Source organism: Candidatus Paceibacterota bacterium, assembly GCA_028716825.1.
GTDB lineage: Bacteria > Patescibacteriota > Minisyncoccia > Minisyncoccales.
On record JAQUPA010000009.1, the window covers coordinates 18,509 to 28,822 of the forward strand.

The following is a 10,314-nucleotide window of genomic DNA, read 5'->3' on the forward strand; positions in this document are numbered from 1 at the left end:
TCGTTATTTCTTTATTTTATTTAGATCTTCTAATAACCCTTTAATTTTTATATTATAGTTTTCGCAAACATCTCGAAGACGCAATTTTTCCATTTCCATTTTTGCGAAAGGACAAGTAATACAAGGAACATTGTGTTTTGATAATACTTCTTTGGCGCCTTTTATTTCTAATAAATCTTTTAGAGTTGTATCTTTGGTAATTTTTATGGTTTTCATTTCACAAATAAATTACAGTAACAATGTTCATCTTTTTTTATTTCTTCTTTATGATAAATACAAGGACAAATTATTTTCTTATCTTCTTCTTTATTGTTAGTCACTCTACGACAAGGGCAATATTTCTGACCGAATTTTCCCTCTCGCAAAAGTAAACTTTTAACGATATTTTCCACGATTTTTTTGTTAGGATTTAATTTAAAACCATTCTCTTTGGCATATTTTTCATATTCTTTAATTAATTTCTCAATTTCATTCATATTTTTATTAAATATTTTCCTCGAGCCATTGCTTAATTACTTCTTCTTTCTGAACGCCAATAAAAAAAGAAATTGGCTTTCCGTCTTTAAACAACATTACAGTAGGAATTTGCTGCACTTGGTAATTATCTGCTGTTAAGGGAGCTTCATCGATATCTACTTTTGCAAAAACTAATTTACCCTCAAATTCTTTTAAGATTTTATCAAGTATAGGGGATAAAAATTTGCAAGGAGTACACCAGGTAGTCCAAAAATCAACCACTACTGGCTTTTTACTCTTTAAAACTGATTCCCCAAAATTTTCATCATTTAAAATCAACGGATCCATATATTTAAAAATTATTCTTCGGTTTTTTCAATTGCTCCAACAGAACAAACTTCTATACATTTTCCACATTTTTGACATTTTTCTTGGTTAATTTCTGCTTTGCCATCTTCTTTAATTTCAATCGCTTGATTTGGACATTCCGTAATACAAGCTCCACAACCCACGCATTGATCTTTATTTATTTTGGGCATGTTTTTTTTAATTTAGTAATCTTGATAATTATTTTAAAAACGACTTTTCTTTGTAGTTTTAAGTTTATGTTTTTTAAAAAAAATTTCAAGTTTCTATTTAAACAAAAAACGCTTTCACCTTAGCGTCTTTTGTGGTCCCAAGAGGGAAAATATCCTAGAATTAACTTCCCAGGTGGGAACTCGCAATGTAATATCCTGGACGAACCAGTGAATATTACAAAATTTAGAATTCCCTGCTTTTTGTAAATAGTCCAGGAATTTTCCTGTCCCAGGACCATTAATATTATCTAAAAATAAAAAGGTGCTTGTCAATAGATTTTATATTTGGGAATCTTTAAGCTTTTTGTAAATAGTGTGGTTATTTTTTTCTATACTCTGCTTCATCTTCGATTAAGCCATTTAAAATTTTATCTACCATTTCTATTTCTTCTAAAATTCCCTCAATTAAATCATAATTTTTTGCTTCTTTGTAAGTAACCCATGTATATTCCACGCTATCTTCATCTAATTTTACTTCTCCTGACTTATATGGAGCGAAAAAACTTAAAACCACAACAGGAACGCCATCAGGCCTGATAAATGCCATATTTAAAAGATATTTTATCTTCCCAACCTCAAGATTTGATTCTTCTTTTATTTCTCTTCTTAGTGATTTTTCGATTGCAAAATACCAAGTATCAGAAGTTGTTTTTTTGGTATTTATATAATCATCAACTTCAAGTCCGCCCCCAGGAACAGTCCATTTATTTGGATAAGCTTTCTTTTTGGGGCTACGTTTTAATAAGAGATACCTATTGTCTTTATAAATAATTGCAGTGGGGACAACGCGATGTAATTCGTTATCTTTAATTTCCATTAGATTAGCAAAAAATTTTTGCTAGTTGTTTTATCATTGAAACTACAACTGGCTGGGGTAACAAACTAAAAGATTCTTCTCCTTTGTCATCTAAAAACGTCCAGGGTTTTTCTTTTATTTTTATTTTTTCTGTATTATCTTTTTCAAAAACATATTCAGGAGTAATCTCATAATCATCAATATATTCTTTAGCTTTTGAAACTGGAATCGAATTCCTTAAAAGGACTTTTGGAACTCCATGAAGAGAAAAAGCATGTTCCATAAGTTCTTGGTCTAACTTTAGTCTTTCTTTTATCGGTTCAATTCCAGCTTCATCACCCTCTTTTAGAACCATTTTTTCGCCATTACAATTTGGATTATCACATCCTATATAAAATTCTTTTTTTTCGTCATCAAAACCAACTTTTGATGTCACTAATAGTTTTAAATTTCTTGAAGTTTGACAAATAGGGCAAACTCTCCTCCATTTAATTCTTTCATCAATAACTTTTTCTGGAACATCAATTAAAATAAAAACGTCCGGATCGTCTCTGTATCCTACTAGGTCCCTAAAAAACAAAGAAAGATTAACTTGATTTAAGTCTCTCGGAAATCCATCTATAAAAAGAGATTTTTTCTCTCTCTTCCTTATCTCTCTCTTAACCAAAGCTAAAATAAGCTCTGTTGGTAGGAGAATTTTTGTGCTTCTTCCCTCAAGGGAAGATATAATTTCCTCTAAAGAAAACTGTCCTCGATAATTTTTTTCCAAAAACTTAATTAATTCTTCTTTTTTTTCTTTATCTGCTAATTCTTTATCTATCCCTCTTATCATATCTCCAATTGAAAAATGATCTATCCTCTCTGGCATAACAATTTCAGAAAACATCTTTGCATAAGTACCTTTACCTGAATTTTTCTTACCAAGTAAATAAGCAATAAACGTATTTTCTTTAAAAAATTCCCTTAATTGTTTTATTTCTTTCCCCACTTTCAATTCAAAATATTCTTCTTGCTCTTTTGGATTTGTCAAATTAAATTTTCTGTCAATGCCTTCTATTCTTGTTTTAAAAATCGGAGAATCCATAATTTTTACCGTTTGAAATTATTTTTATGTCTTTATTTTTATCCGTCCTAAGCGTTTTTATATCATATTTTTCTAATCTTTCCAACACCTCCCTTGTTGGATGACCATAGCTATTTTTACCGACTGAAATTACAGCTACCCCTGGTATAATTTCTGCCAAAAATTTATCAGAAGTAGAATATTTACTCCCGTGATGTGCCACCTTTAAGATATCACTCTTCAGCAAAAAATTATCTAAAATTAATTTTTCTTCAATTTTATCTGATATATCTCCAGTAAAAAGAAAGCTGGTTTCTTCAAAAATTAATTTCCCAACAATAGAAAAATCATTTATGTCGCTACTAAAAAAGTCTTTAGCGGGCCAAAAAATCAAAAAATAAACTTCGCCCGGAAAAGAAATTTTCTGCCCCTGCTTTGCAAATATAATTTTACTCCCTTCTTCTCTTACTGCTTCTTTAAAGTTAACATACAATTCTTTTTTCTCTTCTTTTCCTTTAATTTCTGGCATCAAAACCTTCTCAACTTCAAAAACGTCGAAAACTTCGAAAAGTCCTGTGACATGATCTTTGTCGGGATGGGTTAAAATTATCATTTCAATTTTTCTGTCAAAAAAAGGCATCTCTTTTGCAATTTTCGAAACAACGTCCTGCGATAACCCTCCATCAATTATAATTTGGTTTGAGTTTGGCATCTCAATTAAAATAGAATCTCCCTCTCCAACATCAAAAAAATTAACCTCAACAATTGATTCACTTACTTGTTTGTAATTTAAAATAAATTGCCATAAACAAAAATTGGCAATTCCAATTAAAATCAAAAAAACTATTCCAATTTTAACTTTAATCTGCATGTTCAAATTTTTTTTAATAAAGTTGAAGTATTTTTCGCTTTTTCCGAAACAACAAAGTTCCAATAATAAAATAAAAAACCAAGATAAAAACAATGGGGATTTTAAAAGAAATGGTGGCAACTGGCAAAGAAGATATAAAATTTACAACAAAAACAACGAAAGAGAAAATAATTTTTAAAACAAAAGACAAATAAATTGCAAGATAAGGGGAAAACAACGCCAGGGTTAAAAATAAAAATCCACTTATAAGTAACGTTGGTAAAAACGGTACAACTAAAATATTTGAAATTGGTGCTAAAACCGGAATCTTACCAAAATTAAAAATTAAAACCGGGAGACAAAGAACTTGGGCTGCTAAAGTTAAACAAATTAGCTTTTTAATTTCTGAATTTTCTGCCTTTAACCATTTCTCAAAAATTGGTAAAAGAAAAATTATTCCAAGAGCCGCAAGAAAAGATAACTGAAAACCAACGTCTCTTGCTAAAATCAAAGGATTTAAAATAACCATTGCAGTGGCAGCAAAAACAATCGAACGAACAGACCGAGAAAGTCGACCTATCGCCCAACCAATATATAAAAAAATACCCATAATTCCAGCTCTTATTGCAGAAGACGACATCCCAATTAGTAGAATGTAAAAAAATAAAAGAATTAAAGAAAAAATCGTAGCCTCTCGCCTCCAAAATCCTAAAAAAAGAAAAAAGAAAAGAAAAATTCCTAAAATAATCATAATATGCATTCCAGAGATTGCCACAATATGGGAAAGACCAGAGACCGAAAGCTTTTCTTTAAAATTATCAGAAAGCCTGCTTTTGTCTCCTAAAGTAATTGCAGATAAAATTGCTCCTTCTGGAGTTGGTAAAATTTTCGCCCTTTCTTTTAATTGTTCTTTAAATAAAAAAATGATGGATAAAACCGAATTTCCATGATTAGAAGATAAAACTTTAATTTCAGGATAAAACATCAAAGAATAGATTCTCTTTCCTCTAAGATATTCTTTATAATTAAATTCAGGCGTAAAATTTTCTGGCTCTTTAATTTCCTCCTTTAATAAAATTTTATCTCCATATTTTACTTTACTCCCTACTTCCAAGAAAGCTAATAAATTACCCTTCACAACTTTTTCCCCCACCCTTTCAACTTTAATCGTAGCTTCAATACTTTTTTCTTTATTTTGCAACTCTTTTAAAATAATACCCTCAACAGAAAACTTACCTTTGTTATTATAATAATGAATATCTTTTTCTGTTGGAAAAATTTCTGACTCAAATTTTTCTTGCCAAAAAGCACCAAATAAAAAGACTAACAAACAAAGTCCAATTATCGCAAGTTTCCTTTTATAAAAAACAATAAAAATTATAAATCCTGTAACTAAAAACAGAAGATAAAAAATAAAATTTGGAGTAAAAAACGATGCTAAAAATGTCCCAAATAAAAAAGCAATGCAAAAATAAAAAAACACTTTTGAAAAAGTCATAATTTTTTGGTATTATAACAAAGAATAAACAGAAGGTAGAGAGTAGAAATTAACGTTAGGTTTTATTTACTATTAGTTTTTTGCTATTTGTAATTCATGTCCGGGGTATAGTGTAACGGCTAGCACGAGTCCTTTGGGAGGATTTAGTCTGAGTTCGAATCTCAGTACCCCGAAAGTTGCATAATAAAAAGGTCAAAAATAAAAATATTAACTTTATGGAAAATAAAAAAATGGCTAAATGCCACGACTGCCAAGAAGAAATAATAATAGAAAATAAAGAAATAAAAAATGGCGTTATTCTTTTATATAAAGATGGTGATAAAAATATAGAGGTCTTTAAGTGTAATAACTGCTTTAAGAAAAATTCGGCTCTAACAAATTACAAAAACTGTGAAGTATATTCAAGAATCGTAGGATATTTAAGACCAGTCCAGCAATGGAATGTTGGTAAACAACAAGAATTTAAGGAAAGAGAGAATTATAAACTTTAGCAATAATATTTTAATCAATATTGGTTTTTCGGTTTGCTGTCTATATTTAACCTCTTTAAGGAGGTTTTATTTTGAACAAATTTCGTTTAGAATATACCAATAGCGAACAAAAATGCTAAAATGATGGAGGAGGATGTAAAAAAGAAAAAAATATTGTTAGTAGAAGACGATCCTTTTATCGCTGATATTTATATAACATATCTTAAAAAGGAAGGCTTTGAAGTGGCTTATGCAAAAGATGGCGCAGAATGTCTTTCAAAAATAAACGATCACGGCGAAGAATTTGATTTACTAGTATTAGACCTTCTATTGCCTAATATTGATGGCTTTGAAGTTTTAAAAAGAATAAAAGAAAAAAATATCAATATATCTGTCGTAGCATTAAGCAATCTTAGTGGTAAAGAAGATATAGAACGGGCGTTATCGCTTGGCGCGAAAGATTATTTTATAAAAACAAAATTCCGTCCAAAGGAAATAGTTGAAAAATTAAAAAATTATTTGTAATAATTTACATTAAGGAATACTTAATTAAATAAGCGGGTATCGTATAGCGGCATTACCCGGCCCTTCCAAGGCCGTGACACGGGTTCGAGTCCCGTTACCCGCTCAAAATTATACTAATTAATAATTTCTTTTATAATTCCTCCTCCCAAAAGAAGGTCTCTTTTGTAAAAAACAACGCTCTGACCTATGGTAATAGCTCGTTGGGGTTTTTTAAATTCTATATAGATTTTATTTTTAGAAAATTTTTTAATAATCGCAGGAATCGGCCTATGCCCATAACGAATTTGAGCTTGAATTTTCGTTGATAAATTTGGAGGTTTGCCCAAGACCCAATTAACATCTTTTGCTATAAGATTTTTTCCATATAAATTCTCTTCGTGGCCCACAAAAATAGCATTTTTCTTCTTGTCGATTTTTGTTACATAAAGCGGTCTTTGTGAAGGGCTTGTTGCGCCTATTTTAATTTTATTCCTTTGTCCTATTGTGAAAAAATAAACCCCTTCATGTTTTCCTAATACTTTTCCATCTTTATTTAAAATTGGACCAGGATTTTTTTTCAATTTTTCTTTAAGAAAATCTGAGAGTTTTTTTTCTTCTAAAAAACAAATACCCTGGCTTTCGCTATATCCTCTCTCTTTATTTGATTCTCTTTTAAAAAATTTTGAAAGATTTGAATTTTTTATTTCTTTAAAAACATCTCTCTTTATAAAACTACCTAAGGGAAAAATTGTTTTTTTAAGTTCTTTTTGGGTAAGTTGCCACAAAAAATAAGATTGGTCTTTTTGTTTGTCTTTAGCTTTTAAAATCTGAAATTTAGGACTATGGGTGATTTCTTTTCTTAAACAAACATAATGCCCTGTTGCAATTTTTTTTGCACCATAATTTTCTGCTTTCTTTAGGACAACTCCAAATTTAATTTTCTTATTACAAAAAGAGCAAGGATTTGGTGTTTCGCCCTTTTTGTAAGTTTCACAAAAGTCAGATATTATTTCTTTTTCAAATATATTTCTTATCTTAAAAACATAATGAGGAATTGAAAGCTCTTTTGCTATTTTTTTTACTTTATCTATTTCTTCTTTTTGTTTTGTCTTGCCAATATGAAGAAAGGTTATGCCAAAAATATCAAAACCTTTTTTCTTTAAATAAAGAGCAGCAAAAGTAGAATCAATACCTCCACTCATTAAAACTGCTATTTTCATAAATTTAAACGAAGTGAAAATTTAATGCGCAAACTTCAATTATTTAATCATTTTATAAAAAAATACAGCAAACAAAAACCCCGCCTTTTTCCGACTGGGGTTTTTGTCTACCTAGGTAAAATTATTTATATATTACCTTACGGCTTCCTTTAGAGCTTTTCCTGCCTTAAATCTTGGAACTGTCATAGCGGGAATCTGAATTGTTGCCCCAGTTTTTGGATTCCTTCCTGCTCTTGCTTTTCTTTTTGAGGTCTTGAAAGTACCAAAACCCGTTAAGACGACCTCGCCGCTCTTCATGCCAGCTGTAACTGCATCAAGAACTTCATTTAAAACTGCTGAAACTTCATTTTTTGAAAGCTTAGTCTTTTCAGCAACTTTTTCAACAATATCTTGTTTTGACATAAATTTTTTAAGTTCGCATTAAAAAATTTAATACGTAACTCTGTTTAGTTTCTAAAAATACTTTTCGACCTTTCTTTGCTTTTATTATAATATTGTAACACCAATATCTTTGTCAAGCAAGTAAATATAAGGGTTCCTGAAAATTCATAAAAATTTGAAAAAATACGACAACTCTCTTATAATTATTTAAAGATCCAAAAGGAGGTGATTTGGTGGCAAAAAACGGAGGTAACGAAAGAGATACAGTATTAAATGGCCGAAAAAAGAAACGAAAAATGAAACAAGCACAGAAGATAAAGGCCACTACCAAGAGAAAAAAAACCATGCCGGGGGACTTCTAGTCCCCCATCGCATTTTTAAAAAAGATTTTAAATTTTATAATAATTAATAAAGATGGAACAATTCTCATCAAAAATTTTCCTTTGGTATTTAAGAGTAGCAGCTAAAATACAATTGGCAAAATCAAAACCAAAGATAATTGGTATTGGCGGAAGCGCAGGTAAAAGCTCTTTGTGCAAAATATTAGAAACTGTCCTGAAAGAAAAATTCAGGGTAAAAGCAAGCCAAGGTCTTAATACAGAGACCGGCGTTCCGCTCTCTATTTTAAATCTTCCCCCAAAAGATTACTCTTTATTTGATTGGGCCCGAATAATACTCCTTATTCCAATAAAGCTCCTCACTCAATGGCAAAAATATGATTTTTATATTGTTGAAATGGCAACAGAAGAACCGAATGACATATCTTACCTTTTAAAAATTATAAAACCCGGATTCGCAACTTTAACTAATATATCAATTGAACATAGTGAAAATTTCGATCCTTTTGTAAAAAAAGACTCAAAGAATTACGAAAAAGCAGTTTTGGAGTTAATCGAAAAAGAAGAATCAACACTAATTAAAAAATTATCAGCGGACGGAACTGCTATTTTAAATATTGATGATGAAAGAATATCAAAACTAAGATCAAAAACAAAAGCAAAGGTTATCACAATGTCTCTTAAAGATGAAAAAACTGACTTTTATGTAAAAAAAATAGAAATGGACTTTAAAAGACTTAAGCTTGAAATAATAAATAAAAATAAAACTTATTATTTAAATATAAAAAGGCCTTTAAGTTATGCTTATATTTACACAATTCTACTTGCAATAGCTCTTTCTAACGCTTGTGGAATTAAAACTGAAAACGCCATAAAAACAATTGAAAAGAAATTTACCCTACCAGGCGGAAGATTAAGTATTTTTGAAGGAATAAAAAATACAATGCTTATAGATTCAACTTATAATGCTCAACCAATTGCAGTACTTGATGCGCTTGATTTTCTTAAAATAGTAGCAAGAGATAAAAAAAGGGTTGCTATACTTGGGGATATGAGAGAACTTGGGAAAATATCAAAAATAGAACACGAAAGAATAGCAGAAAGAATAAAAGAAACCGTTGATTTCACAATATTAATAGGCCCTTTGATGAAAAAGTACACAGCGCCAATTCTTAAAAAAAATGGTAAAGATTATAAAGCCTTTAACACCTTTACTGACGCAAAAGAATTTATTTTAAAGAAAATCGAAAAAGATGATGTTATTTTGATTAAAGGATCTCAAAATACATTACTTCTTGAAAGAGTAACTGAAATGTTGCTAAAAGATAAAAAAAATAAGAAAAAGCTTTGTCGTCCAAAGCCTTCCTGGGAGAAAAAAAGACAGAAAACTCCTTAACGGAGTGTACTCCGTTAGAAATTTATGTATTATGTATATCTATTAAAAAGCCTAAAAGATGACAAATGGTATACGGGATATACTAAAAACCTAGAAAAAAGAATATCGGAACACAATAAGGGCAGAAATTTATCAACAAAAAAAAGAGGACCATTTAAGCTTTTATATTACGAAGCATCTTTAAATGAGAAAGATGCAAAAGCTAGAGAAAAATATTTAAAATCAGGAATGGGTAAAAGATACCTTAGAAACAGAATAAAATTCTTTTTGGTAAATAAAATTTCTAACGGAGTGTAGTATAATGGTAGTATACACCCTTCGGGAGGGTGCGGTCCGAGTTCGATTCTCGGCACTCCGAAACAATATTCTAAGAAAGATTATTTTTTTACTTTTTTTACCTTCTTTCTCACTTTCTTTTTAACATCTCTTCCTACTTTTCCCATTTGTCTGCCAAATTTCTGAGCTGCCTTTCCAGCTTTATTAAATTTCTCTTTAACGTCTTTATCTTTAAATCTCTCGCCAAAACTTTTTACAGAATCAACTGCACTTTTTCCAAATTTCTTTGCTTCTCTTTTTAATTTTGGGTCGTCAAAAACTTCACCCAACGCATCTCCTAATTCAGAGAAGACTTTCCCAACATCTTTTACTGCTTTTTTATACGGATCTTTTTTTTGTTTTGCCATAAGAATTTATTTATTTAAAATCGACTTTGAAATTTTTTATACTAAAATTTATTCAAAATGAGGAATATATTTACCATTTTT

General features: G+C 29.9%; 15 protein-coding genes and 3 tRNA genes. 7 read left to right on the forward strand and 11 right to left on the reverse strand.

Annotation, left to right across the window (positions count from 1 at the left end; genetic code table 11):
• Positions 1-3 precede the first annotated feature (3 nt).
• From PHI88_02185 to PHI88_02220, 8 genes are all read right to left on the reverse strand, one after another.
• Entirely contained in the window at positions 4-216 is a 213-nt protein-coding gene (locus PHI88_02185) for a hypothetical protein (GenBank protein MDD5551943.1), read from the reverse strand.
• The gene (locus PHI88_02190) at positions 213-476 is read right to left on the reverse strand and encodes a ferredoxin-thioredoxin reductase catalytic domain-containing protein (protein MDD5551944.1); all 264 of its coding nucleotides are present in this window, start codon (positions 474-476) and stop codon (positions 213-215) included. The genes PHI88_02185 and PHI88_02190 overlap by 4 nt, the downstream gene beginning before the upstream one ends.
• 7 nt (positions 477-483) lie before the next feature.
• Positions 484-804 carry a thioredoxin gene (gene trxA / locus PHI88_02195; protein ID MDD5551945.1) on the reverse strand — a complete coding sequence of 107 codons (321 nt, stop codon included), beginning with the start codon at positions 802-804 and terminating at the stop codon, positions 484-486.
• Between the two features lie 11 nt (positions 805-815).
• Positions 816-995, reverse strand: coding sequence for a 4Fe-4S binding protein (locus PHI88_02200; GenBank protein MDD5551946.1), 180 nt, complete (start codon positions 993-995; stop codon positions 816-818).
• 358 nt (positions 996-1,353) lie between these two features.
• The gene (locus PHI88_02205; protein MDD5551947.1) at positions 1,354-1,851 is read right to left on the reverse strand and encodes an NUDIX domain-containing protein; all 498 of its coding nucleotides are present in this window, start codon (positions 1,849-1,851) and stop codon (positions 1,354-1,356) included.
• 4 nt (positions 1,852-1,855) lie between these two features.
• Entirely contained in the window at positions 1,856-2,914 is a 1,059-nt protein-coding gene (locus PHI88_02210; GenBank protein MDD5551948.1) for a nucleoside monophosphate kinase, read from the reverse strand.
• Positions 2,895-3,764, reverse strand: coding sequence for an MBL fold metallo-hydrolase (locus PHI88_02215; protein ID MDD5551949.1), 870 nt, complete (start codon positions 3,762-3,764; stop codon positions 2,895-2,897). Before PHI88_02215 ends, PHI88_02210 begins: the two co-directional genes overlap by 20 nt.
• Positions 3,765-3,777: 13 nt before the next feature.
• A complete protein-coding gene (locus PHI88_02220; protein MDD5551950.1) occupies positions 3,778-5,241 on the reverse strand; it encodes a ComEC/Rec2 family competence protein in 1,464 nt (487 codons plus the stop codon).
• Between the two features lie 101 nt (positions 5,242-5,342).
• Between PHI88_02220 and PHI88_02225 the strand changes: the two genes are divergently transcribed.
• From PHI88_02225 to PHI88_02240, 4 genes are all read left to right on the forward strand, one after another.
• A tRNA-Pro gene (locus PHI88_02225) sits at positions 5,343-5,414 on the forward strand.
• A 3-nt stretch (positions 5,415-5,417) separates the two neighbouring features.
• Positions 5,418-5,732: an anaerobic ribonucleoside-triphosphate reductase gene (locus PHI88_02230; protein MDD5551951.1), complete on the forward strand. Its 315-nt coding sequence runs from the start codon at positions 5,418-5,420 to the stop codon at positions 5,730-5,732.
• A 120-nt stretch (positions 5,733-5,852) separates the two neighbouring features.
• A complete protein-coding gene (locus tag PHI88_02235) occupies positions 5,853-6,236 on the forward strand; it encodes a response regulator (GenBank protein ID MDD5551952.1) in 384 nt (127 codons plus the stop codon).
• Positions 6,237-6,268: 32 nt separating this feature from the next.
• Positions 6,269-6,339: transfer RNA gene (locus tag PHI88_02240), tRNA-Gly, on the forward strand.
• Between the two features lie 10 nt (positions 6,340-6,349).
• Here the strand turns inward: PHI88_02240 and mnmA are convergent.
• Entirely contained in the window at positions 6,350-7,435 is a 1,086-nt protein-coding gene (mnmA, locus tag PHI88_02245) for a tRNA 2-thiouridine(34) synthase MnmA (protein ID MDD5551953.1), read from the reverse strand.
• Between the two features lie 132 nt (positions 7,436-7,567).
• A complete protein-coding gene (locus PHI88_02250) occupies positions 7,568-7,837 on the reverse strand; it encodes an HU family DNA-binding protein (GenBank protein ID MDD5551954.1) in 270 nt (89 codons plus the stop codon).
• A 393-nt stretch (positions 7,838-8,230) separates the two neighbouring features.
• Here PHI88_02250 and PHI88_02255 point away from each other — a divergent pair, with 393 nt between their 5' ends.
• From PHI88_02255 to PHI88_02265, 3 genes are all read left to right on the forward strand, one after another.
• On the forward strand, positions 8,231-9,550 hold the full coding sequence (locus PHI88_02255) for a Mur ligase family protein (protein MDD5551955.1): 1,320 nt from the start codon (positions 8,231-8,233) through the stop codon (positions 9,548-9,550).
• Between the two features lie 24 nt (positions 9,551-9,574).
• On the forward strand, positions 9,575-9,847 hold the full coding sequence (locus PHI88_02260; GenBank protein MDD5551956.1) for a GIY-YIG nuclease family protein: 273 nt from the start codon (positions 9,575-9,577) through the stop codon (positions 9,845-9,847).
• Positions 9,838-9,908 (forward strand) — tRNA-Pro (locus PHI88_02265). The genes PHI88_02260 and PHI88_02265 overlap by 10 nt, the downstream gene beginning before the upstream one ends.
• Before the next feature lie 19 nt (positions 9,909-9,927).
• Here the strand turns inward: PHI88_02265 and PHI88_02270 are convergent.
• Complete coding sequence (locus tag PHI88_02270; GenBank protein ID MDD5551957.1) at positions 9,928-10,233, reverse strand: hypothetical protein; 306 nt, start codon at positions 10,231-10,233, stop codon at positions 9,928-9,930.
• Positions 10,234-10,314: the final 81 nt, after the last annotated feature.

Coding starts and splice junctions, on each gene's coding strand:
- PHI88_02270 (MDD5551957.1), bottom strand. CDS start 10,233: ATGGCAAAACAAAAAAAAGATCCGTATAAAAAAGCAGTAAAAGATGTT.
- PHI88_02215 (MDD5551949.1), bottom strand. CDS start 3,764: ATGCAGATTAAAGTTAAAATTGGAATAGTTTTTTTGATTTTAATTGGA.
- PHI88_02190 (MDD5551944.1), bottom strand. CDS start 476: ATGAATGAAATTGAGAAATTAATTAAAGAATATGAAAAATATGCCAAA.
- PHI88_02200 (MDD5551946.1), bottom strand. CDS start 995: ATGCCCAAAATAAATAAAGATCAATGCGTGGGTTGTGGAGCTTGTATT.
- PHI88_02260 (MDD5551956.1), top strand. CDS start 9,575: ATGTATTATGTATATCTATTAAAAAGCCTAAAAGATGACAAATGGTAT.
- PHI88_02185 (MDD5551943.1), bottom strand. CDS start 216: ATGAAAACCATAAAAATTACCAAAGATACAACTCTAAAAGATTTATTA.
- PHI88_02235 (MDD5551952.1), top strand. CDS start 5,853: ATGATGGAGGAGGATGTAAAAAAGAAAAAAATATTGTTAGTAGAAGAC.
- trxA (MDD5551945.1), bottom strand. CDS start 804: ATGGATCCGTTGATTTTAAATGATGAAAATTTTGGGGAATCAGTTTTA.
- PHI88_02255 (MDD5551955.1), top strand. CDS start 8,231: ATGGAACAATTCTCATCAAAAATTTTCCTTTGGTATTTAAGAGTAGCA.
- PHI88_02210 (MDD5551948.1), bottom strand. CDS start 2,914: ATGGATTCTCCGATTTTTAAAACAAGAATAGAAGGCATTGACAGAAAA.
- PHI88_02205 (MDD5551947.1), bottom strand. CDS start 1,851: ATGGAAATTAAAGATAACGAATTACATCGCGTTGTCCCCACTGCAATT.
- PHI88_02250 (MDD5551954.1), bottom strand. CDS start 7,837: ATGTCAAAACAAGATATTGTTGAAAAAGTTGCTGAAAAGACTAAGCTT.
- PHI88_02220 (MDD5551950.1), bottom strand. CDS start 5,241: ATGACTTTTTCAAAAGTGTTTTTTTATTTTTGCATTGCTTTTTTATTT.
- mnmA (MDD5551953.1), bottom strand. CDS start 7,435: ATGAAAATAGCAGTTTTAATGAGTGGAGGTATTGATTCTACTTTTGCT.